The organism is Streptomyces racemochromogenes, from assembly GCF_044129415.1.
Lineage (GTDB): Bacteria > Actinomycetota > Actinomycetes > Streptomycetales > Streptomycetaceae > Streptomyces > Streptomyces racemochromogenes_A.
Genome location: NZ_JBBDHD010000069.1, coordinates 1 through 22,256 on the forward strand (window position 1 = coordinate 1; position 22,256 = coordinate 22,256).

General features: G+C 72.9%; 18 protein-coding genes. 13 read left to right on the forward strand and 5 right to left on the reverse strand.

Annotated elements, in window-relative coordinates:
* Both WDV06_RS23585 and WDV06_RS23590 read right to left on the reverse strand, forming a co-directional pair.
* A partial coding sequence (locus WDV06_RS23585) for a type I polyketide synthase (RefSeq protein WP_395511770.1) occupies positions 1 to 4,124 on the reverse strand: 4,124 nt, incomplete at its 3' end.
* 71 nt (positions 4,125 to 4,195) lie between these two features.
* A complete protein-coding gene (locus tag WDV06_RS23590) occupies positions 4,196 to 5,410 on the reverse strand; it encodes a cytochrome P450 (protein ID WP_395511771.1) in 1,215 nt (404 codons plus the stop codon).
* A 272-nt stretch (positions 5,411 to 5,682) separates the two neighbouring features.
* Here WDV06_RS23590 and WDV06_RS23595 point away from each other — a divergent pair, with 272 nt between their 5' ends.
* The 13 genes from WDV06_RS23595 (at position 5,683) to WDV06_RS23655 (ending at position 18,342) form a co-directional block, all read left to right on the forward strand.
* Positions 5,683 to 6,915 (forward strand): macrolide family glycosyltransferase, encoded by a 1,233-nt coding sequence (locus WDV06_RS23595; RefSeq protein ID WP_395511772.1) that lies wholly within the window; start codon positions 5,683 to 5,685, stop codon positions 6,913 to 6,915.
* 81 nt (positions 6,916 to 6,996) lie between these two features.
* A complete protein-coding gene (locus WDV06_RS23600) occupies positions 6,997 to 8,304 on the forward strand; it encodes a cytochrome P450 (RefSeq protein ID WP_395511773.1) in 1,308 nt (435 codons plus the stop codon).
* A gap of 54 nt (positions 8,305 to 8,358) precedes the next feature.
* Entirely contained in the window at positions 8,359 to 8,808 is a 450-nt protein-coding gene (locus WDV06_RS23605; protein ID WP_351888932.1) for a sugar 3,4-ketoisomerase, read from the forward strand.
* The gene (locus tag WDV06_RS23610; RefSeq protein ID WP_395511774.1) at positions 8,805 to 9,935 is read left to right on the forward strand and encodes a DegT/DnrJ/EryC1/StrS family aminotransferase; all 1,131 of its coding nucleotides are present in this window, start codon (positions 8,805 to 8,807) and stop codon (positions 9,933 to 9,935) included. Before WDV06_RS23605 ends, WDV06_RS23610 begins: the two co-directional genes overlap by 4 nt.
* Positions 9,928 to 10,893, forward strand: a complete 966-nt coding sequence (gene rfbA, locus WDV06_RS23615) for a glucose-1-phosphate thymidylyltransferase RfbA (protein WP_395511775.1) — start codon at positions 9,928 to 9,930, stop codon at positions 10,891 to 10,893. The genes WDV06_RS23610 and rfbA overlap by 8 nt, the downstream gene beginning before the upstream one ends.
* 37 nt (positions 10,894 to 10,930) lie before the next feature.
* On the forward strand, positions 10,931 to 11,956 hold the full coding sequence (rfbB, locus tag WDV06_RS23620; RefSeq protein WP_395511776.1) for a dTDP-glucose 4,6-dehydratase: 1,026 nt from the start codon (positions 10,931 to 10,933) through the stop codon (positions 11,954 to 11,956).
* The gene (locus WDV06_RS23625) at positions 11,943 to 12,548 is read left to right on the forward strand and encodes a dTDP-4-dehydrorhamnose 3,5-epimerase family protein (protein ID WP_395511777.1); all 606 of its coding nucleotides are present in this window, start codon (positions 11,943 to 11,945) and stop codon (positions 12,546 to 12,548) included. The genes rfbB and WDV06_RS23625 overlap by 14 nt, the downstream gene beginning before the upstream one ends.
* Before the next feature lie 31 nt (positions 12,549 to 12,579).
* Complete coding sequence (locus WDV06_RS23630; RefSeq protein ID WP_395511778.1) at positions 12,580 to 13,356, forward strand: thioesterase II family protein; 777 nt, start codon at positions 12,580 to 12,582, stop codon at positions 13,354 to 13,356.
* Positions 13,346 to 14,791 carry an NDP-hexose 2,3-dehydratase family protein gene (locus tag WDV06_RS23635; protein ID WP_395511779.1) on the forward strand — a complete coding sequence of 482 codons (1,446 nt, stop codon included), beginning with the start codon at positions 13,346 to 13,348 and terminating at the stop codon, positions 14,789 to 14,791. The genes WDV06_RS23630 and WDV06_RS23635 overlap by 11 nt, the downstream gene beginning before the upstream one ends.
* A gap of 44 nt (positions 14,792 to 14,835) precedes the next feature.
* Positions 14,836 to 15,831 carry a Gfo/Idh/MocA family protein gene (locus WDV06_RS23640; RefSeq protein ID WP_395511780.1) on the forward strand — a complete coding sequence of 332 codons (996 nt, stop codon included), beginning with the start codon at positions 14,836 to 14,838 and terminating at the stop codon, positions 15,829 to 15,831.
* Positions 15,832 to 15,876: 45 nt separating this feature from the next.
* On the forward strand, positions 15,877 to 16,443 hold the full coding sequence (locus WDV06_RS23645; RefSeq protein ID WP_395511781.1) for an RNA polymerase sigma factor: 567 nt from the start codon (positions 15,877 to 15,879) through the stop codon (positions 16,441 to 16,443).
* A 119-nt stretch (positions 16,444 to 16,562) separates the two neighbouring features.
* Positions 16,563 to 17,453, forward strand: coding sequence for a CU044_5270 family protein (locus tag WDV06_RS23650; RefSeq protein WP_463668224.1), 891 nt, complete (start codon positions 16,563 to 16,565; stop codon positions 17,451 to 17,453).
* A 193-nt stretch (positions 17,454 to 17,646) separates the two neighbouring features.
* Complete coding sequence (locus tag WDV06_RS23655; protein ID WP_395511783.1) at positions 17,647 to 18,342, forward strand: peptidase inhibitor family I36 protein; 696 nt, start codon at positions 17,647 to 17,649, stop codon at positions 18,340 to 18,342.
* A 118-nt stretch (positions 18,343 to 18,460) separates the two neighbouring features.
* On the opposite strand, the gene abc-f is transcribed toward WDV06_RS23655, so the two are convergent.
* From abc-f to WDV06_RS23670, 3 genes are all read right to left on the reverse strand, one after another.
* On the reverse strand, positions 18,461 to 20,119 hold the full coding sequence (gene abc-f / locus WDV06_RS23660; protein WP_395511797.1) for a ribosomal protection-like ABC-F family protein: 1,659 nt from the start codon (positions 20,117 to 20,119) through the stop codon (positions 18,461 to 18,463).
* A gap of 92 nt (positions 20,120 to 20,211) precedes the next feature.
* Entirely contained in the window at positions 20,212 to 20,511 is a 300-nt protein-coding gene (locus tag WDV06_RS23665; protein WP_395511784.1) for an antibiotic biosynthesis monooxygenase family protein, read from the reverse strand.
* A gap of 43 nt (positions 20,512 to 20,554) precedes the next feature.
* Positions 20,555 to 22,189: a class I adenylate-forming enzyme family protein gene (locus WDV06_RS23670; protein WP_395511785.1), complete on the reverse strand. Its 1,635-nt coding sequence runs from the start codon at positions 22,187 to 22,189 to the stop codon at positions 20,555 to 20,557.
* Between the last annotated feature and the right edge of the window lie 67 nt (positions 22,190 to 22,256).

Genomic DNA, 22,256 nt, shown 5'->3' on the forward strand with positions numbered 1-22,256 from the left:
ACCTGCGAAGACGGCGCATCCACGTGCAGCGTCTTCGGAAGACGCCCGTGTTCCAGCGCCATCACCATCTTGATGACACCACCCACACCGGCAGCCGCCTGCGCGTGCCCGATGTTCGACTTCAACGACCCCAGCCACAAAGGCCGTTCGACAGACCGCTGACCATAGGTCGCCAACAGCGCCTGCGCCTCGATCGGGTCACCCAGCCTCGTGCCCGTCCCGTGCGCCTCCACCACGTCCACATCGGCCACACCCAGACCGGCACCGTCCAGCGCCGCCCGGATCACCCGCTGCTGCGAAGGCCCGTTCGGCGCCGTCAGACCGTTCGAGGCACCGTCCTGGTTCACCGCCGAACCCCGCACCACCGCCAGCACCCGATGCCCCTTGGCCACCGCGTCCGACAGCCGCTCCACCAGCAGCATGCCCACACCCTCGGCCCAGCCCGTGCCGTCCGCCGCGTCCGCGAACGCCTTGCACCGGCCATCAGCGGCCAGACCCCGCTGCTGCGAGAACTCCACGAACATGCCGGGTGCGGCCATCACCGCGACGCCGCCGGCCAGGGCGACGTCGCATTCGCCGGTGCGCAGGGACTGGGCGGCCAGGTGCAACGCCACCAGGGAGGAGGAGCACGCCGTGTCCACCGTCACCGCCGGGCCCTCCAGACCCAGGACGTACGAGATGCGGCCGGACATGACGCTGGCGGTGTTGCCGGTCAGCAGGTGGCCCTCGTAGCCCTGCGCGGGCTCGTGCAGGCGGGGGCCGTACTCCTGCGACATGGCGCCGACGAAGACGCCGGCTCGTGAACCCCTCAACGAGGACGCCGGGATCCCGGCCCGTTCCAGCACCTCCCACGACGTCTCCAGCAGCAACCGCTGCTGCGGATCCATCGCCACCGCCTCACGCGGCGAAATACCGAAGAAGCCCGCATCGAACTCCCCCGCCTCATGCAGGAAACCCCCCTCCCGCACATACGAACGCCCCGCGACACCCGGCTCCGGATCGAACAGCGACTCGACATCCCACCCCCGGTCCCCCGGGAACGCCGACACCGCGTCCACCCCCGAGGACACCAGGTCCCACAACCCCTCCGGAGACGACACCCCACCCGGAAAACGGCACGCCATCCCCACGATCGCGATCGGGTCGTCCGTCTCCTGTCCAGGGTGCGGCCGCTCGCGTCGGGCGGGGGCGGGGGCGGGCTCGACGACGCCGCCGGAGGCCGTGGCCTCGGCCGCCGCGTCCCGGATCAGGCGGGCGACGGCGAGCGGGGTCGGGCAGTCGTAGATGAGGGTCGTGGGCAGGCGCAGGCCGGTCGCGGCGCGCAGCCGGTTGCGCAGCTCGACGCCGTTGATGGATTCGAAGCCCTGCTCCTTGAACGTCCGCTCGGCGGTGATCGACTCCCGGGAGGGGTGTCCGAGCACGGCGGCGGCGTGGACGCGGACCAGTTCCAGGACGTGGTCGAGCTGCTCGTGTTCGGAGAGGCCCCGCAGTTCCCGGCTGAGCAGGGTCTCGTCGGCCGCTGCCGGGCGGGTGTCCGCGTCGGCCGTGGTCTCGCCGAGCCAGTGGCGGGTCCGTTGGAAGGCGTACGTCGGGAGGTCGACGCGACGCGCGCCGGTCCCTTCGAAGAGGGAGGCCCAGTCGATGTCCGTGCCCCGGACGAACAGTTCGGCGGCGGAGGTCAAGAACCGCTCCAGGTTCCCCTCCTGGCGCCGGAGCGAACCCACGGCGGTGACGTCCGTGCCCACCGCCTCGGCCGTCTCCTGGATGCCGAGTGCCAGGACGGGGTGGGCGCTGGACTCCACGAACGTGCCGAAGCCCTCGCCGAGCAGCGCGCGGACGGTGTCCTCGAAACGGACGGGCTGCCGCAGGTTGCAGTACCAGTACGCGGCATCCAGCGCGGCCGTGTCGACCAGCTGACCCGTGACGGTGGAGTAGAAGGGAACCTCGGGCCGCCGCGGAACGATCGGCCCCAAAACCTCCAGCAGCTCGGCCTCGATCCGCTCCACGTGCGCCGAGTGCGAGGCGTAGTCCACCGGCACCTGACGCGCCCGGACCCCCTCCGCCTGCGCCTCCGCCACAAAAGCGGCCACGGCATCAGCGTCACCGGCCACCACCGTGCTCGACGGCCCGTTCACAGCAGCCACCCCGAGGCGACCCGCCCAGCCCGTCAGCCGCTCCTCGACCTCGGCCAACGGCAACGGAAGGGACGCCATCCCGCCCAACCCGGCCAGCTCACGACCGATCACGGCGGCACGCAACGCCACGACCCGGGCGGCATCCTCCAACGACAACGCACCCGACACAGCCGCAGCGGCGATCTCACCCTGCGAATGCCCGACCACCGCATCCGGCACCACACCCAGCGAACGCCACACCTCCGCCAGAGACACCATCACCGCCCACGTCACCGGCTGGACCACGTCCACCCGATCCAGAGAACGGCCCTCCCGCACCACCTCCACCACATCGAAGTCCACGAACGGCGCCAACGCGTCCGCGCACTCCCGCAGCCTGGCCGCGAACACGGGCGAGGACTCCAGGAGCCCCGCACCCATCCCCACCCACTGCGTCCCCTGGCCCGGGAACACCAGCGCCGTCCGCCCGGTCTCCCCGGCGACGCCGTGCACCGCCGACCGTTCCAGGCGGGTCAGGAGTTGCTCCCGGTCGCCGGCCAGGACCACGGCGCGGTGGCCGAAGACCGTGCGGGCGGCGGCGAGGGTGTGGGCGACGTCGAGGAGGTCCAGCTCCGGGGTGTGCTCGACGTGGGCGCTGAGCCGGGCGGCCTGGTCGCGCAGGCCCTCGCCGGTGCGGCCGGACACGACCACCGGGACGACCGGCGGCCGCCCGTGTTCGGCGCGGGCCGGGGTCGGCGCCGGGGCCTCCTCCAGCACCAGGTGCGCGTTGGTGCCGCCCATGCCGAACGAGGAGACGCCGGCGAGGCGCGTGCGCCCCTCGGGTTCGGTCCACGGCTCCAGCGCGGTCTGGACGCGCAGGTTCAGCTCGTCGAGCGGGATGTCCGGGTGGGCGGTCTCGTAGTTGAGGCTCGGCGGGAGTTCGCCTTCGCGGACGGCGAGGGCGGCCTTCAGGAAGCCGACGAGGCCCGCCGCGCCCTCCAGGTGGCCGACGTTGGTCTTGGCGGAGCCCACGGGGAGCGGCGCCCCGGGGCGGGCCGCACCGAGGACGGTGCCGAGGGCGGCGGCCTCGACGGGGTCGCCGGCGCGGGTGCCGGTGCCGTGGAGTTCGACGAGTCCGACCCGTGCCGGGTCCACGCCGGCCCGCTCGTAGGCCTCGCGCAGCACGGCCTCCTGGGCCGCCCGGTCGGGGGTGGTCAGGCTCGGGCCGCCGCCGTCGTTGTTGACGGCCCCGCCCCTGATGACGCAGTGGACGCGGTCGCCGTCGGCGAGGGCCCGGGCGAGCGGCTTGAGGACGACGGCCGCGCCGCCCTCGCCGCGTACGTAGCCGTTGGCGCGGGCGTCGAAGGTGTGGCAGCGGCCGTCCGGGGAGAGGGCCCCCATGAGTTCCATGAGGGTGGTGCTGTCGTCGGCGAGGATCAGGTTGACCCCGCCGACGACGGCCAGGTCGGTCTCCCCGCGCCGCAGGCTCTCGCAGGCCAGCTGGACGGCGACGAGGGAGGAGGACTGGGCGGTGTCGACGGCCATGCTGGGGCCGCGCAGTCCGAGGAAGTGGGAGAGCCGGTTCGCGGTCATCGCGCGGTGCCGGCCTGCGGCGCTGTGGCCGCCGGCTCCGCCGGCGCGGCCCGCGAGGGTGGCGTAGTCGTCGGAGGCGATGCCGACGTACACGCCGGTGCGGGTGCCGGAGAGCCGGGCGGGGAGGATGCCCGCGTCTTCCAGGGCCTCCCAGCCGAGTTCGAGGACCAGGCGCTGCTGCGGGTCGGTGGCGGCGGCCTGCGCGGCGGTCATGCCGAAGAATTCGGCGTCGAAGTCGCCGTGGTTCTCCAGGGCGGCGCGCCAGGTGCCGTCCTCCTGCCGGGTGACGGAATTCCGGCCGCTGCGCAGCAGCTGCCAGAATTCTTCTGGGGTGGCCGCCCCGGGCAGTCTGCAGGCGAGCCCCACGACGGCTATGCCGTTATCACCAACGTACTGCTCACCCGTCTTGGGGGTCATCGATTCTCCATGGCCAGAGATGAAATGCGATATTCCCGGTCACGGAAATTCGCGAAAAAGTCGGCGGGCGGTCACCAGGTGACCGGGAGCTCCACGAGGCCGCGTACCAGCATTCCCTCGTGCCAGGCCAGTTCCCCCTCGGGGACGGCGAGGCGCAGGGTGGGGAGCCGGGTGGTGAGGGCTTCGAGCGCGCACTGGAGTTCAGCGCGGGCCAGGGGTGCGCCGAGGCAGAAGTGGGGGCCCTGGCCGAAGGCGAGGTGGGGGTTGGCGGCGCGGTCCAGGACGAGGGAGCCGGCGTCCTCGAAGACGTCCTCGTCGCGGTTGGCGGAGGCGAGGGAGTAGACGACGGCCTCGCCCGCGCGGATGGTGACGCCGCCGATCTCGATGTCCTCGGTGGCGACGCGGCTGGGCCCGACGCTGGACCACAGGGGGACGATCCGCAGAAGTTCCTCGACGGCGGAGGGCACCAGGGCGGGCCGGGCGCAGAGCTCCTCCCAGTGGGTGCGGTCGCCGCCGAGCAGCAGGGCGATCTGACCGGCGAGCTGGCCGGCGGTGGTTTCGTGGCCGCCGATGAGCATGCCCCCGACCAGCATGAGCAGTTCGTTCCCGCTGAGCTGTCCGCCTTCGTCCTGGGCTTCGATCAGGGCGCTGAGCAGGTCGTCCTCGGGCTGTTCGCGGCGCTTGGCGACGTAGCCGCGCAGGTAGTCGGCGTACTCCTCGGCGGCCGCGGCGACCTCTTCCTCGGTGTGGCGGCTGGCGGACATCAGGGCTTCGGTGAAGGCGCGGAAGATGTGCCGGTCGTCGTGGGGGATGCCGAGCATCTCGCAGATCACGGCGGTGGGCAGGGGCAGGGCCAGGCGCTGGACGAGGTCGGCGGGGCCGCCGTCGGCGACGAGGGAGTCGATCAGTCCGTGGGTGATCTCGGCGATGCGCGGGCGCAGTCCGGCGACGCGGCGGGCGGTGAAGGCGCGGGAGACGAGGCGGCGCAGCCGGGCGTGTGCCTCGGGCGGCATGCCCATGAGGCCGACGGAGTCGAGGGCCCGGGGTGCGGCGCGGGGGACGTCCCGGTCGGCGCCGGCGTGCATGCTCAGACGGGGGTCCGCGGAGGCCTTCTTGACGTCGGCGTGACGGGTGAGGAGCCAGGCTTCGCCGCCGTAGGGCATGCGGACCCGCACGACCGGTTCGGTCTTCCGGAGTTCGGCGTAGGCCGGGTCGAGTTCGAGGTCGACGCGGTCACCGAAGGGGTAGGTCCGGACGGCTCCTGCGGCGGCATGAGGGCAGGTCATGGCTGGGTCTCCTCTGAAGCACGGGCCCTGTCACCCAACAACAGTGCGGTGGGCGTGCCGCGAGGGGGCCGATGACTATGTCAACTAGCCCGGAATTCCCCGGAATATTCGAGGTGGAATTGAGTGGGGGTCCACGGCGATTTTAGTGGGGACCGGCAGGGCGGTGGGCGGCCGGAGAGCGGACGGACACTATGTCAACTCCGCACTTGCGCCCGGACTGCCGGTGCATTTAATTTCCATTGCATCGATTCAAGATTCGAAAGGCTGCCTCGATGGCGCATATCGCGTTCTTCATCCTCCCTGCGGCGGGTCATGTGAATCCGACGCTGTCGGTCGCCCGGGAGCTGGTCGCGCGCGGCCACCGGGTCAGCTACGCCCTGTCGGAGAACTACGGCGAGCGCGTGCTCGCGACGGGCGCGGAGTTCCTTCCGTACCCGATGGACCAGGACGAGTTCCTGGACACGATGGTGCCGCAGCAGGACTCCGCGTCGTACACCGACCAGCAGGAGTTCCTGAACATGATGAAGTGGATGCTGGCGATGACGCAGCAGACGCTTCCGTCGTTCGAGGCGCACTTCGGGACGCCGGAGAACCGTCCCGACGTGTTCGTGTGCGACCCGTCGTCGTTCTGGAGCGGGCACATCCTGGCGGCGAAGTGGGGGGTCCCGGTCATCCGGAGCACGCCCACGTACGTGGCGAACGAGCACTGGTCGCTGCACCCGCCGGTGGACACGGCCGAGGAGCAGCAGGAGGACCCGGAGACGGGCGAGCTGTTCGGGGTCGTGGCGGGGCTGCTCGCGGAGCACGGGGTGGAGAAGGGGATCGGCGAGTTCGCCGACGACGTCCACTCGGGTCCGGCGCTGGTCTACCTGCCGCGGGCGTTCCAGTACGCGGGCGACACGTTCGGCGAGGAGGTCAACTTCGTCGGGCCGTGCACGAGCGCGAACAGCTTCCACGGCGACTGGGAGGCCCCGCGGACGGGCCGGCCGCTGGCGCTGATCTCGCTGGGCACCCTGTACAACAAGCAGCCGTCGTTCTTCCGCGCCTGTGTGGACGCCTTCGCGGACCTCGACTGGGACGTGGTGATCGCGCACGCGGGCGGGGTGGCCGAGGGCGAGCTGGGCGAGGTGCCGGACCACATCCGGGTGCACCGGTTCGTGCCGCAGGGCGCGGTGCTGGAGCACGCCACGCTGATGATCAACCACGGCGGTACGAGCACCGTGCTCCAGGCCGTCTCCGAGGGCGTGCCGGTGATCTCGGTGCCGCAGATGGCGGAGCTGCACGCGACCGCCACGCGCGTCGAGCAGCTGGGCGTGGGCGCCAAGATCCTGCGCAAGGACGTCTCGCCGGAGCTGATCCGGGAGACCGTGCTGGCCGTCGCGGGTGACGAGGGCGTCCGGGCCGCCGTGGCGCGGCTGCGCGGGGAGATCGAGTCCGCGGGCGGTCCCGTAGCGGCTGCGGACGCGATCGAGGGGCTGCTGGCCCCGGTCCCCGCCGGCGCCTGACCCGGGCCGCTCCCCCCACCGCCTTCCGCGCCCCGCCGCCCCCCTCCGACTCCCGCCGAAACCGAGCTGAGGAAAGCCGACATGACGACACAGACCACCGAGGCCGCCGCGGCCGAGGACGCCGTGGCCCTGGACGCCGTGGCCGAGGACGGGGCGCAGGCCCCCGAGGAGGCCCCGCACCCGCTGGCGCAGCCGGCGGAGGCGAACGCCGCCCAGCTGCTGGAGTGGTTCAAGAAGGCCCGGGCCGAGGCGCCGGTCTTCTGGGACTCGACGCGCTTCGCCTGGCAGGTGTTCTCGTACGAGGACTACAACACCGTCTCCACCAACCCGCAGGTGTTCTCCTCGGACTTCTCGCCGGTCTTCCCGGTGCCGGAGGAGCTGGCGCTGCTGATGGGTCCGGGCACCTTCGGCGGCATCGACCCGCCGAAGCACGGTCCGCTGCGCCGGCTGGTCAGCCAGGCGTTCACCCCGCGCCGGATGGCGGCGCTGGAGCCGCGCATCGAGGAGATCACCAAGGAGCTCCTCGCGGGGCTGGGCGACCGGACCGACATCGACGTGGTCACGGACCTGGCGTACCCGCTGCCGGTGACGGTGATCGCGGAGCTGCTGGGCGTGCCGGCCGCCGACCAGGACCTGTTCCGCGAGTGGGTCGACGTCATCCTCAACAACGAGGGCATGGAGTACCCGAACCTGCCGGACGACTTCGCGGAGACGATGGGCCCGGCCATCAAGGAGTGGGCGGCGTACCTGTACGCGAAGATCGCCGAGAAGCGGGCGGAGCCGACCGACGACCTGATGAGCGGGCTCATCGAGTCCGAGGTGGAGGGCCGCCGGCTCACCGACGAGGAGATCGTCAACATCGTGGCACTGCTGCTGACGGCGGGCCACATCTCCAGTGCCACCCTGCTGAGCAACCTGTTCATCGTGCTGGACGAGCACCCGGAGGCACAGGCGGAGCTGCGCGCCGACCGGTCGCTGATCCCGGCGGCGGTGGAGGAGACCCTGCGCTACCGCAGCCCGTTCAACAACATCTTCCGGCTGCTGACGCAGGACACCGACATCCTGGGCGTGCCGATGAAGGCCGGCCAGATGGTGACGGCGTGGAGCGCGTCCGCCAACCGCGACGAGACGCAGTTCCCGGACCCCGACACCTTCGACGTGCACCGGTCCGCGAACAAGCACATGGCGTTCGGCCACGGCATCCACCACTGCCTCGGGGCGTTCCTGGCCCGGATCGAGGCGAAGGTGTTCCTGAACCTGGCGTTCGACGCCTTCGAGTCGTTCACGGTCCACCACGACAAGGCGGAGTTCTACGAGGCCGACCAGCTGACCGCCCGTCACCTGCCGGTCTCCGTCGTCCGTCCGGCCGGCGGCCGGGACGGGAGCTGAGGCCGTAGCCGGGGCGGGACGGTTCGTACCAGGGCAACCAGGGAGCGCGATCGTATGGCGGTGGGCATCACCACGGAAGCGAAGGTGGGCAGGGGCAAACCCTGCGCCTTCATCGACTTGGAGCAGCACAACGACGAGCGCGGCAAGCTGTCCGTCGTCGAGTCCGGATGGACGGCGGGCTTCCCGATCAGACGGGTGTACTACCTGCACGACCTGGATGTCGGATCGTCCCGCGGCGGCCACGCCCACCGGGCGCTGGAACAGCTGATCATCGCCGTGCACGGGAGTTTCACGATCACCGTGGACGACGGGGTCAACCAGGCCGAGTACGAGCTGAGCGACGCCGGCCGGGGCCTGTACGTCGGGCCGATGGTGTGGCGGGACCTGAGCAACTTCTCGGAGGGCGCGGTCAGCCTCGTCCTGGCGTCGCTGCACTACGACGAGGCGGACTACTACCGCGACTACGACGAGTTCCTGGCCGACGCGCGGAAGGGGTGGCTGTGACGGCGACCGCCGCGGTCCGCGTGCCCTTCCACGACCTGCGGGACCTGCACGCCCTGGACGGCCTCCAGGAGGAGCTCGACGCGGCGGTGCTGCGGGTGACGCGTTCGGGCCGCTATCTGCTGGGCCCCGAACTGGAGGCGTTCGAGGAGGAGTTCGCCCGCTACTGCGGCGCCGGCCACTGCGTCGGGGTCGGCAGCGGGCTGGACGCCCTGGAGCTGACGCTGCGCGCGCTGGGCGTCGGCGAGGGCGACGAGGTGATCGTCCCCGGGCACACCTTCGTCGCGACCTGGCTCGCGGTGTCCGCGACGGGCGCCCGGCCGGTGCCGGTGGAGCCGGAGGCGGACTCGTACCTGATCGACCCGGCCCGGGTCGCGGCCGCGATCACCCCGCGGACCCGGGCGGTGATGCCGGTGCACACCTACGGGCACCCGGTGGACCTGGACGCGCTGGACGCCGTGACCGCCCCCCGGGGCATCGCGGTCGTCGAGGACGCCGCCCAGGCGCACGGGGCCCGCCACCGGGGCCGGCGCATCGGCTCCCGGTACGCGGCGGCGTTCAGTTTCTACCCGGGCAAGAACCTGGGGGCCCTGGGCGACGCCGGGGCGGTGGTCACCTCGGACGCGGGGCTCGCGGAGCGGATCCGGCTGCTGCGCAACTACGGCTCCCGGGTGAAGTACCGGCACGAGGAGCAGGGCACCAACTCCCGTCTCGACGAGATCCAGGCGGCGGCCCTGCGGGTCAAGCTGACCCGGCTCGACGCCTGGAACGCCCGCCGCCGCGCGGTCGCCGCCGCCTACGCGGAGGGCCTCGCCGGCCTGCCGGGGATCACCGTGCCCGGGGTACGGCCCTGGGCGGAGCCGGTGTGGCACCAGTACGTGGTCCGCTGCGCCGACCGGGACCGGCTGCGCGCCGCGCTGACGGACGCCGGGGTGGAGAACCTGGTCCACTACCCGGTCGCCGTCCACCGGTCCCCCGCCTACGCCGGGACGGCGCACGGCCCGCTGCCCCTCTCCGAGCGGCTGGCCGCCGAGGTGCTGAGCCTGCCCATGGGGCCGCAGCTGACCGCGAAGGATGTGGAGACCGTCATCTCGGCGGTCCGTGACGCCACGGAGAGCAGCCATGATTGAGGTTCCGACCCTGTCGGGCGTCGCCGCGCTCGGCGGCCAGGGGTCCCGCCGCCCGCTCAAGGGCATCGTCCTGGCGGGCGGCAGCGGCACCCGGCTGCGCCCGCTGACCGGGACGCTGTCCAAGCAGCTCCTGCCGGTCTACGACAAGCCGATGATCTACTACCCGCTGTCGGTGCTGATGCTGGCCGGGATCCGGGAGATCCAGATCATCTCGGCCAAGAACCACCTGGAGATGTTCCGTTCGCTGCTCGGCGACGGCTCCCAGCTGGGCCTGGAGCTGACGTACGCGGAGCAGGAGGAGCCGCGCGGGATCGCGGAGGCCTTCCTGATCGGCGAGGAGCACATCGGCGACAGCCCGGTGGCGCTGATCCTCGGTGACAACGTCTTCCACGGCCCCGGTTTCTCCACGCTGATCCAGCAGGCGGCCCGCCGCCTGGACGGCGCGGAACTGTTCGGCTACCCCGTACAGGACCCCGAGCGCTACGGCGTGGGCGAACTGGACTCCGAGGGGCGGCTGGTCTCCCTCGTGGAGAAGCCGGCGGTGCCCCGCTCCAACCTGGCGGTGACGGGCCTGTACCTGTACGGCAACGACGTCGTGGAGATCGCCAAGGGGCTCACCCCGTCGTCCCGCGGCGAGCTGGAGATCACCGACGTCAACCGGGTGTACCTGGCGCAGGGCCGGGCCCGGCTCAACGAGCTGGGGCGCGGCTTCGCCTGGCTGGACATGGGCACGCACGACTCGCTGCTCCAGGCCGGCCAGTACGTGCAGCTGCTGGAGCAGCGGCAGGGCGAGCGGATCGCCTGCGTGGAGGAGATCGCCCTGCGGATGGGGTTCATCAGCCACGAGCAGTGCTTCGCGCTCGGCCGCGAGCTGGGCGACTCCAGCTACGGCAACTACGTGCGCCAGCTCGCAGGCCGGGCCGCGCGCAGCGAGCGGGCCGACACCCCGGCCGCCTGAGCAACCGTCCCCCTCTTTCCAGAAAGGCCCCTTCGCGATGCGCGTCCTGGTGACCGGAGGTGCGGGCTTCATCGGCTCGCACTTCGTCAGAGAGCTGCTGTCCGGCGCCTACCCGGACCTCGGCGAGGGCGAGGTGGTGGTGCTGGACGCCCTCACCTACGCGGGGAACCCCGCCAATCTGGAGCCGGTGGCCGGGCATCCGCGGCTGGAGTTCGTCCACGGGGACATCTGCGACGCCGCGCTGGTCGCGGAGCTGATGGCGGGCACCGGCCTGGTGGTGCACTTCGCCGCCGAGTCGCACGTGGACCGGTCGATCGCCGACGCGTCGGCGTTCGTACGGACCAACGTGCTCGGTACGCAGACGCTGCTCCAGGCGGCGGTGGACGCCGGGGTGGGCCGGTTCGTACACGTCTCCACCGACGAGGTGTACGGGTCGATCCCCGAGGGCTCCTGGCCCGAGGAGCACCCGCTGGAGCCCAACTCCCCGTACGCGGCGTCCAAGGCGGCCTCCGACCTGCTGGCGCTGGCCTTCCACCGCACGCACGGGCTGGAGGTGTGCGTGACGCGCTGCTCCAACAACTACGGGCCGTACCAGTTCCCGGAGAAGGTGGTCCCGCTGTTCACCACCAACCTGGTCGACGGCCTCGGCGTCCCGCTGTACGGGGACGGCGGCAACAGCCGCGACTGGCTGCACGTGGACGACCACTGCCGGGGCATCGCGCTGGTCGCGGCGAAGGGGCGGCCCGGCGAGGTGTACAACATCGGCGGCGGCACCGAGCTGACCAACGCGGAGCTGACCGGGCGGCTGCTGGAGCTGTGCGGGCGGGACGCCTCGGCCGTACGGCGGGTCGCGGACCGGGCCGGCCACGACCGCCGCTACTCGGTGGACATCGCGAAGATCTCCGCCGAGCTCGGGTACGCCCCGCGGGTCCCCTTCGAGCAGGGGCTGGCCGACACGGTCGCCTGGTACCGGGAGAACCGCGCCTGGTGGGAGCCGCTGAAGGCGGCCACCGCCCCCGCGCCCGCCGGGACGGGCGGGGGTGGCGCCGGTGCGCGTCGTTGAGACGGAACTGCCCGGCACGTACCGGATCTTCCCGCAGCGGTACGAGGACGAGCGCGGCCACTTCTACGAGGCGGCCCGGTACAGCCGGCTGACCGAGGAGACGGGCCTGCCGTTCACGGTCCGCCAGGTCAACAGCTCGGTCTCCCGCCGGGGCACCCTGCGCGGGATCCACGTGGGCGACGTGCCGGCGGACGCGAGCAAACTGGTCACCTGCGTGCGCGGCGCGGTCCTCGACTTCATGGTCGACCTGCGGGTGGGCTCCCCCACCTTCGGCCGGTACGCGATGACCCGGCTCGACGCGGCGGAGGGCGTCTCCCTGTACCTGCCCGGCAGCATCGGGCACGCCTTCCTCGCCCTGGAGGACGGCTCCTGCGTCACCTATCTGCTGTCCGCCGAGTACGTGCCGGGGGCGATGGTCGACCTCGACGCGCTGGACCCCGAACTGGCCCTTCCGTGGGGGCTGACCGAGCCGCCCGTCCGCTCCCCGAAGGACGCGGCGGCGCCCTCGCTCGCCGAGGTCCTGGCGTCCGGCCGGCTGCCCCGCCACACCTCCTGCGCGCCGCCGCGCCCGCGCACCGCGCCGCTCTCCTGACGCCAGACCCGCCCGAGGAGCTGATCCGCCCGTGACCACGCCCACCGCCACACGCGCCCCGGACCGCGTCCTCGACGCGTGGCTGCGCCGCTTCCGCCCGCTCCAGGCCGCGGCCGTGCGGCTGGTGTGCTTCCCCCACGCCGGCGGCTCGGCCAGCTCCTTCCTCACCCTGGCCTCCTCCCTCGCGCCGCTGGGCGTCGAGGTGCTGGCCGTGCAGTATCCGGGCCGCCAGGAGCGCCGCTCGGAGCCCTTCGCCCGGAGCGTCGAGGAGCTCGTGGAGGCGCTGCTGCCGGAGCTGCGGCAGTGGACCGGCCGGCCGTTCGCCCTGTTCGGGCACAGCCTGGGCGCCACCCTCGCCTTCGAGACGGCCCGCCGGCTCGCCGGGCTCGGGGAGCGGCCCGTCCACCTGTTCCTCTCGGGCCGCCGGGCGCCGACGGTGCCGCGCCGCGACACCGGGCACCTGCTGGACGACCACGCGCTGATCTCGATGATCGCCCGACTCCAGGGCACCGAGCCGGCGGTGCTGCGGGACGAGGAGCTGCTGCGGATGGTGCTGCCCGCCCTGCGCAGCGACTACGAGCTGGCCGGCGCGTACCGGTACCGGCCGGGGGAGGCCCTGCGGACGCCGGTGACGGTGCTGACCGGCGACCGCGACCCGAACGTGCCCGTACGGGACGCCTGCCGCTGGTCGGAGGTGGCGGCCGGCCCGTTCGGGGTGTGCGTGCTGCCCGGCGGTCACTTCTTCCTCAACGAGCGCCCGGACGAGGTCCGCGCCGTCATCGAGGGGGCCCTGGCCGATGCCCTCTGAGACCACCGCCGTGCCCCGGGCGGCCGTCGCCGCCGACCGGGCGGACACCGCCCGCCGCGTGCTGCTGTCGGCCCGTACGCCCGACAGCGCGGCCACGCCCGTCGACGGGGTGCCGGGCTGGCTGGCCCGGCAGGCCCGGGCGGGCGACTTCCGGGTGACCCCCGTCCCGTTCGCCGAGCTGCGCGGCTGGTACTTCGAGGAGGGGACCGGCAACCTGCGGCACGAGTCGGGCCGGTTCTTCTCCGTGGAGGGCCTCCACGTGCACGCCGACGGCCTGCCCGCGCGCGGCTGGAAGCAGCCGATCATCGTGCAGCCGGAGGTCGGCCTGCTGGGCATCGTCGCGCGGGAGATCGACGGCGTGCTCCACTTCCTGATGCAGGCCAAGATGGAGCCGGGCAACGTCAACACCCTCCAGCTCTCCCCGACCGTGCAGGCCACCCGCAGCAACTTCACCGGGGTGCACCGGGGGCGCGGGATCCCGTACCTGGACCTGTTCCTGGAGCGCGGGCGGGCCCGGGTCCTGGTCGACGCCCTCCAGTCCGAGCAGGCCGACTGGTTCCTCGCCAAACGCAACCGCAACATGGTCGTGGAGGTCGACGAGGACGTCGAGGCGGGCCCGGACTTCCGCTGGCTGACCCTCGGCCAGCTGCTGCGGCTGCTGCGCCTGGACAACGTGGTCAACATGGACACCCGTTCGATCCTGGCGTGCCTGCCGACCGCCGGCGCCTCGGACGGGGAGGGCAGCGCCGCCACGCCGGTGCTGCGCTCCTTCCACGACCCGTCGGCGCCCGCCCGGCACACCACGGCGGAGATCCTCAGCTGGCTGACGGGGATCCGCGCCCGGCGGGAGCTGGTCCAGCGGCGCGTCCCGCTGGACGAGGTGGCCGAGGACGGCTGGCTGCGCACCGCGCGGGAGATCGGCCACACCGGCGGCCGCCGCTTCCGGGTCATCGGCGCCGACGTCCGCGCCGCCAACCGCGAGGTGGCGTCCTGGAGCCAGCCGCTGATCCAGCCGCAGGTGCCCGGGCTGATGGCGCTGGTGGTCAAGCCCGTCGGCGGGGTCCTGCACGCCCTCGTCCAGGCCCGCGTGGACGTGGGCCACCTCAACGTCGCCGAACTCGCGCCGACCGTGCACTGCCGGCCGGCCGACCACACCGGGCCGGGCCGCGAACCGTTCCCGCCGTTCCTCGCGGACGTGCTGGCGGCGCCCGCCGGACGGGTCCGCTACGACGCGGTGCAGTCCGAGGAGGGCGGCCGCTTCCACCACGCCGAGAACCGGTACGTGATCGTCGAGGCCGGCGAGGACTTCGGTGAGGACGTGCCCGAGGACTTCGCCTGGCTGACCTTCGCCCAGCTGACCGAGCTGCTGGCGTACGGCAACCACCTGGACGTCGAGCTGCGCACGCTCGTCGTCTGCGCCCACACCCTGTACTGATCGCCCCCCGCCCGGCCCGGAGCCCCGCACCCCCGAGGACGCCCATGCCCGCCCCCCTGCGCCTCGGCCTGCTCGGCTGCGGCGACATCGCCGCCCGCCGCACGCTGCCCGCGCTGGCCCGTGTCCCCGGCGCGGCCCTCGCCGCCGTCGCGGCCCGGGACCCCGCGCGGGCGGCGGCGTTCGCGGCCCGTTTCGGCGGGGAGCCCGCCGCCTCGTACGAGGAGCTGCTGGCCCGCCCGGACGTCGAGGCCGTCTACCTGTGCCTGCCGACGATGCTGCACGCCCCGTGGGCGGAGCGGGCCCTGGAGGCCGGCAAGCACGTTCTCGTGGAGAAGCCCCTGGCGACGAACGGCGCCGACGCGCGGCGGCTGTTCGCGCTCGCCGCGCGGCGGGGACTGGTGCTGCTGGAGAACTTCATGTTCCTGCACCACGCCACCCAGCGGACGGTCGCCGGACTGCTCGGCTCGGGCGTCCTCGGCACCGTCCGCGCGGTGTCCGCCGCGTTCACCATCCCGCCCCGGCCCGACGGCGACACCCGCTACGATCCGGCGCTCGGCGGCGGCGCCCTCCTCGACAACGGGGTCTACCCGCTGCGCGCCGCCCTGCGCCTGCTCGGCACGGACCTCACGGTGGCCGGGGCGGTGCTGCGCCATGACGAACGCCGCGGAGTCGACCTGTCGGGCTCCGCCCTGCTGGCCGCACCCGACGGGGCCACGGCGCAGGTGCGGTGGGGGATGGAGCACCACTACCGCTCCTGGTACGAGGTCCAGGGCAGCGCGGGCACCCTGTCCGTCGAGCACGTCTACACGACGGCACCCGACCACTCCCCGGTCGTCCTCCTGCGGACCGGCACGGAGACCAGGGAGCTGCGCGTCCCCGCCGAGGACCACTTCGAGGCCGTCCTCACGTTCTTCGCCACCGCCGTCACCTCCCCGGACCACCCCGGCCTGCCGCTGCTCGACACGGAATCGAGGCGGCAGGCCGACCTACTGGACGAGGTGCGCCGGGCGGCCGGCCGCAAGGGGCCACTCGCCATGTGACCGAGGTCACGTGCAACGGGTGGGGGTCTACGGACACTACCCAGTGTGGACCACCAACTGTTCGCGGACATTTATGACGCACACGCCCGGGCGGTGTACGCGCATGCCGTCCGCATGACCGCCGACCCCGCCGGGGCTGAGGACATCGTCTCCCTCACCTTCCTTGAGGCATGGCGGCTCCGCGATTCGTTCGACGAGGTGGCGAGCCACCGCGCCTGGCTCTTCGGCATCGCAACGAACGTCATGCGCAACACCCGTCGGGCAGCGCGCCGCCACAACGACGCCATAGCCCGTCTGCCTCCGCCCGGTGCCGTTCCCGACGTGGCGGACGTGGTCGTGTCCCGCATCACCGACGCGGCACAGGCCGCGGCGGCTCTGGCGGTGCTGACCCGACTACGGCGCACGGACCGCGAGATCCTCCTGCTGCACGTATGGTCCGGCCTCAGCCATGACGAGGTGTCCCAGGCCTGTGGGGTATCGGTGGGCACTGTGCGCTCCCGGCTCTCCCGTGCCCGCGCCCGCCTGCGCAAACTCGCAGCCGCCCATCTCGCGGAGCCCCCAGCCTCCAGACACGTCCCCGCGTCCCGAACCGCCCGGGAGGGAAACCTGTGAACGCCGCCCCTGACGCACGACCTGACCCGATCGAGCGGGCGGAGACCCTCCGGTGTCTACCCGGTCTCTCCGATGCGGACCTGCCGTTCCAGGGACACCACCGGATCAAGGAGCACCTGATGCGCGAAACGGCGAACAGCACGCACCCCACCCCCGTCCGCGCCCGGTTCCGTCGCCCGATGGCACTCTTCCTCGCAGCAGGTGCCGCGACATGCGCCGTGGCCCTGGCCGTCACTCTCGGCGTGGACGGCTCCGATGAGCGACCCGCCGCCGCCCGGCCCGAGCCGGCAGCGGTGCAACTGCTGGACCGCGTGGCTCTGGCAGCCCAGTCGGCACCCGCGCCGTCGGTCCGGGACGGCCAGTTCCTCTACACGAAGACCAAGGGGCACTCCACTTCCCTGTCCGAGACCAAGGGAGGGGGAATGTCGGCAGCCCGCACGGACGAATCCGCCGAGCACTGGGTCTCCGTCGACGGATCGGCCGGCACACTCACCCGCACCGCACAGGGCGACAAGACGGACCCCGCACCGGGCAGGGACAAGGCCACCATCAACGGCCCCACCTACCGCTTCCTGGAGTCACTGCCGACCGACCCCGCCCGACTGCTGGAGAAGATCTACGCCGACGCCCGTCTCAACCACGGCCCCGACTCGGGATCGACCACCGGCCCCGACCAGCAGGCGTTCGTCGCCATCGGTGATCTGCTGCGGGCGGTCGAGGCTCCGCCCGGCGTGAGCGCCGCCCTCTACCGCGCGGCAGCACGCATCCCGGGCGTCGTCATGGTCCCCGAGGCGACGGACGCTGCCGGACGCACGGGCGTTGCGGTCGCCCGCGTCCACAACGGCGAGCGCACCGAATGGATCTTCGACAAGGACAGTCTGCGCCTGCTGGGAGAACGGACCGTCACTCTCAAGGACAGCCCATGGGGCACGGCCGGGACACCGGTGACCTCAGTCGCCATCATCGGCCGGGGCGTCACGGACAAGGCAGGACAGGCCCCCAAGCAGTAGGACATCTTCGCGCCAAATAATCCGATCAGATGACCAACACGCCCCTCAAAGCGATTTCTGAGTGAGTTTACTCACGAATGCCTGGCAACTCCCTGGCTACTCTTCCGACTCGTGCGGCTGGGGTGATCCCGGCCGCACGTTCACGTTCGACGTGCGAGCCGCCGTCCGGCGGCTCAAAAAGGGGAGGGGTCCCATGCGTTCCACACGGATTGTCTTCGCTGTGGCTGCTGCTGCCGGCGCCATGCTCATCACAGCACCTTCAGCGGGAGCGGCCACGCCCTCGTCGTCCGCTTCCCCTGACACCGGGACGCTCAGCCCGGCAGCGGAACAGCAGATGCGCGGTGAGATCGCGGCGTCGAAGCCCGTCATCGCGACCTACAAGGGCAAGAAAATCGACCTTTCGCAGGGCTGGCAGGGCGCCCAGGTGTGCGCTGAAGGTCTCGACGGCCAGGTCAGCTGCTTCGGCAGCCAGGCCGAGGCAGATGCGGCCCTCGTGAACGAGAACGCCGCGGTGGCCAGGCGAGAGAACGCGGCCGGCAAGGCGCTTGGGCAGGGGACGCCCGCGCAGGCTCCGACCGGCACCCGCGCGAGCTCCGACTGTTCCTTCGGGTGGGTCTGTGTGTGGGAACACTCCGACTACTCCGGCCGCCGCCTTCAGTGGAGCGAGAAGGGCACCAAGAACCTGAGCACCTGGGGATTCCGCGACCAGGCCAGCTCCGGATGCGTGAACCGCTACCAGAACGGCGCGGCCCTCGTCGACTTCCGGGACTTCATGCCCGACCCGATCATGCTCATGGGTGCCGGCAGCTGCTACGACTTCACCAGGATCGGCTACAACTACGGCGGCGGCAGCTGGAACGACAAGGCTGACGCGGTCGAGGTCTACTGACGCCCCCGATCAGGGCGGGGCCCGCCCCAGGTGGGCCCTGCCCCGTTCGTGGAGCCTCTCCGCCGTGCGCACCCCCGGTACGGCCGCGCCCCGAAGCGGTCCCGGGCGGCGCTGTGCGTCAGGGGGTGAGGGGGCGGCCGTTCTCCAGCTGCAGGTGGGAGCCCTGGAAGCCGCGGCGCATCCGGCGGTCGTGGGTGACGGTGACCACGGCGCCCGTGTACTGGGCCAGGGCCTCCTCCATCTCCTCGACCAGCAGCGGCGACAGGTGGTTCGTCGGCTCGTCGAGCAGCAGGAGGTCCACCGGGCGGGTCACCAGGCGGGCCACGTCGATGCGGCGGCGCTGGCCCACCGAGAGGGAGCCCACCGGCAGTTCCAGCTCCGCCTCCCGGAACAGGCCCAGGGACAGCAGCTGTTCGGCGTACTCGTCGGGGTGGCCGGGGCGGCCCTCCGCGAACTCGGCGAGGACCGAGCGACGGGGGTGCTTGGGCGTCTCGTCCTGGCGGAGCCAGCCGATGTGCGCGGCCCGGCGCACGGTGCCCCGGTCGGGTTCGATGTCCCCGGCCAGGACCCGCAGCAGGGTGCTCTTGCCGGCCCCGTTCGGCCCGGTGATCAGCAGCCGTTCCCCCGGCGCGATCGACAGGGCGCCGATCGTCAGCCGGCCGGCCACCTCGACGTCGGCGAGCTCGGTCAGCGGGCCCTGCTCCTGTTCCGGGGCGGGGTCCTCGCCGAGGGCGAGGGAGGCGGTGAAGCGCAGCGGCTCGGGCGGCGGCGGGACGGGGTTCTCGCGCAGCCGGCGCAGCCGCTCGTTGGCGTTGCGGGCCTTGCTGGATGTGGACGAGGAGGAGGACCGGGCCCGGTGGTGCTCGGAGCCGCTGAAGGCCCAGGGGCCCTTCTTGGCGATCGTGGCGAGCATCCGGCCCGCGTTCTCCGCGAGCTTCTCCTGCCGGGCGATCTCCTGGAGGTGGTCCTCGTACTCCTGCTCCCAGCGGGCCCGGGCGGCCGCCTTGGCGGTGAGGTAGCCCTGGTAGCCGTTGCCGTACCGGTTGACGGTGTGGGTGTCGGGGTCGACCTCCAGGATGGTGGAGGTCACCGCCTCCAGGAAGGCCCGGTCGTGGGTGATGACGACGACGGTCCCCCGGTGGTCCTGGAGCCGCTTCTCCAGCCAGTCGACGGCCTGGTCGTCGAGGTCGTTGGTCGGCTCGTCGAGGAGCAGCAGCTCGGGGGCGGCGGCGAGGGTGGCGGCCAGGGCGAGGCGGGAGCGCTCCCCGCCGGAGAGGGTGTCGACGGCGCGGTCCCGGTCCAGGTGGGGCAGGCCCAGGCCGTGCAGGGCGGCGTCGGCGCGGGCGTCGGCCTCGTAGCCGCCGCGGGCCTCGAACTCGGCGAGCAGGTCGCCGTACTCCTCCAGGAGCCGCGGGTCGTCGTCGACGAGGGCGTCCTCGGCCGCGTGGAGGCGTCGCTCGACGTCCCGCAGGTCGGCGAAGGCCTGGTCCAGCACGTCGCGGACGGTGGCGCCGGCGGGCAGTTCCAGGCGCTGCGGGAGGTGGCCGACGCCGCCGGGGGCGCTGACGGTCAGGTCGCCGTTGTCGGCGGTCTCGACCCCGGCGATCAGCCGCAGGAGGGTGGACTTGCCCGAGCCGTTGTCGCCGATGACGCCCGCCTTCTCACCGGGTTTGACCGTCAGCGACACGCGGTCCAGCACGACGTGGTCGTCATAGCGTTTGGTGACCTCGTCCAGCGTGAGCTGGGAGTGCACCCGGGACGCGGTGGGTGAGGACATTCGCATGGACATGCTCCTGGTCGTGCGGTCGGTGCGGTCTCGACGGTGTCCCGCCGGACTGGAGTCCGGCTGGAACGCGGCTCGATCCCCGGTCAGGCGGCGGTGGCGGGGGCCTCGGGCAGCGTCTCGTACAGGCCCTGCTCGCGGGTGGCGAGGACGGCGAGCTCCCGGGCCAGCTCGCGGAAGCCCTCGCTGGTGACGGCGGCGCGGTGCGCGGCGGTGTCCTCCCAGACGGAGAGTTCCACGAAGAAGTTGGCGGTGCCGACCAGGCGCAGGGTCTGGTGGCTGACGCAGCCGGGCTGGGCGCTGACGTAGCGGGTCATGCGGTTCTTGGTGTCGAGGAAGCGGACGAGGTCGCCGTGGACGTTCAGCTTGTTGACGTAGGTCACCATGACGGGCGCTCCTTCGTGGGTCGGTCGCGGAAGGGGGTGGTGGTCAGACGGTCGCCTCGGCGGCCGCGCGGGTACGGACGCTGCGGCGCAGCACGCCCCGTACCGGTTTGCCGACGGGGGTGCGCGGGACGGCGTCGATGGCCTCGACACGCCGGATGCGCTCGTAGGGGGCGAGCCGCTCGTTGGCGCGTGCGGCGATCTGTTCCAGCACGGGCGCGGGGTCGGCCCCGGCGGCACCCGGGTCGCGCAGGACGATCCCGGCCCAGGTGACGGCGCCGTGCACGGTGTCGGGCCAGCCGACGACGGCGCATTCGGCGACCCGGGGGTCGCAGCCGAGGATCCGTTCGACGGCGCTGGGCGAGACGAGTTCCCCGTCATGGAGGAAGACGTCCCCGAGCCGGTCGACGAGGAAGAGTTCCCCGTCCGGGCCGATGCGGCCGACGTCGCCGGTGGAGAACCAGCCGTCGGGGCCGGCGGGGGGCTCGGCGCGGCCGAGGTAGCCGGCCATCAGCTGGGGGCCGCGCACCTGCACCTCGCCGCTCTCGCCGGGGGCCAGGGGGGCGCCGGTGTCGGGGTGGACGACGCGGCAGCCGGTGCCGGGCACGGGGGCGCCGACCGAGCCGGTCCCGGTGGGGCCGTCGAGGCGCTGGCAGTGGGTGAGCGGGGAGAGCTCGGTCATGCCGTAGCCCTGGACGACGGGGACGCCGAGCCGCTCGGCGAGGGCGCGGGCGGCGGCCGGGTCGAGGGCGCTGCCGCCCGACAGGACGGCGGTCAGCCGGGGGCCGGCGGGCAGGCCCGGCAGGGGGCCGCCGCCGCGCAGCCGCTCGTCCGCGACCAGGTGGTGGAGGCGGGCGGGCAGGGCGTAGTAGTGGGTGGCGCCGGCCCGTTCGGCGAGGGCGAAGGAGTCGAGCGGGTCGGGGTCGGGGCACAGCACCTGGCAGGCGCCCGCGTAGACGGCCGAGTTGAGGTGCATCGGCTGGTACAGCGGCAGGTGGTTGAGGGTGGTCGAGTCCTCGCCGAGGCGGTGGGCGAGGGCCGTCTGGACGGCGTTGGCGACCAGGTTGCGGTGGGTCAGCCGGACGCCCTTGGGGCTCGCGGTGGTGCCGGTCGTGAACTGTACGCAGGCCTCGGCGTCGAGGTCGACGGTGACGGCCGGGCGGGGCGCGGTGGAGCCGGCGGCCGGCGCGACGGCGTCGAGGACGAGGTCCAGGGGGACGGCGGCGCCGCACAGGTCCGCGCCGTCCTCGGCGCCGGTGACGAGGATCAGGGACAGGCTCTCGGGCCGGTCGGGCAGCGCGCACAGCGTCTCGGCGACGGCCCGGGGCGCGAAGGCCAGCTCGGCGCCGGCCGCGGCGAGCACCTTGGCCGTCCGGACGGGCGAGAGCAGCGGGTTGAGGACGACGACGGTGTTCCCGCTGCGGACGGTGGCGTAGTAGGCGGCGGCGAACTCGGCGTCGAGGGTGTTGACGACGGCGACGCGGGCCCCGCGCCGGCCCACCGAGCACTCCAGGTAGGCGGCGATCCGGTCGACGCGGGCGTCGAGTTCGCCGAAGGTGAGCGTCCGCGCGCCGACGACCAGCGCGGGGGCCCCGGGGGCACGCAGGGCCGCGCGGCGCAGCAGCCCGTCCAGGGGCAGGTGCGGCAGTCGCGGCAGGTCCGGAAGGTCGGGTGTCGGCACGGGTCTGCTCCCCTCTGCGCTGCGTCCCGGCGGGCGGCAGGGCCTTCCCACGGTCCGCGCCCGCGCT

Bases quoted from the DNA above. Each gene is read 5' to 3' on its own strand.
- WDV06_RS23590 (WP_395511771.1), bottom strand. From the start codon at position 5,410: ATGACCTGCCCTCATGCCGCCGCAGGAGCCGTCCGGACCTACCCCTTC.
- WDV06_RS23595 (WP_395511772.1), top strand. From the start codon at position 5,683: ATGGCGCATATCGCGTTCTTCATCCTCCCTGCGGCGGGTCATGTGAAT.
- WDV06_RS23600 (WP_395511773.1), top strand. From the start codon at position 6,997: ATGACGACACAGACCACCGAGGCCGCCGCGGCCGAGGACGCCGTGGCC.
- WDV06_RS23605 (WP_351888932.1), top strand. From the start codon at position 8,359: ATGGCGGTGGGCATCACCACGGAAGCGAAGGTGGGCAGGGGCAAACCC.
- rfbA (WP_395511775.1), top strand. From the start codon at position 9,928: ATGATTGAGGTTCCGACCCTGTCGGGCGTCGCCGCGCTCGGCGGCCAG.
- rfbB (WP_395511776.1), top strand. From the start codon at position 10,931: ATGCGCGTCCTGGTGACCGGAGGTGCGGGCTTCATCGGCTCGCACTTC.
- WDV06_RS23635 (WP_395511779.1), top strand. From the start codon at position 13,346: ATGCCCTCTGAGACCACCGCCGTGCCCCGGGCGGCCGTCGCCGCCGAC.
- WDV06_RS23640 (WP_395511780.1), top strand. From the start codon at position 14,836: ATGCCCGCCCCCCTGCGCCTCGGCCTGCTCGGCTGCGGCGACATCGCC.
- WDV06_RS23650 (WP_463668224.1), top strand. From the start codon at position 16,563: ATGCGCGAAACGGCGAACAGCACGCACCCCACCCCCGTCCGCGCCCGG.
- WDV06_RS23655 (WP_395511783.1), top strand. From the start codon at position 17,647: ATGCGTTCCACACGGATTGTCTTCGCTGTGGCTGCTGCTGCCGGCGCC.
- abc-f (WP_395511797.1), bottom strand. From the start codon at position 20,119: ATGTCCTCACCCACCGCGTCCCGGGTGCACTCCCAGCTCACGCTGGAC.
- WDV06_RS23665 (WP_395511784.1), bottom strand. From the start codon at position 20,511: ATGGTGACCTACGTCAACAAGCTGAACGTCCACGGCGACCTCGTCCGC.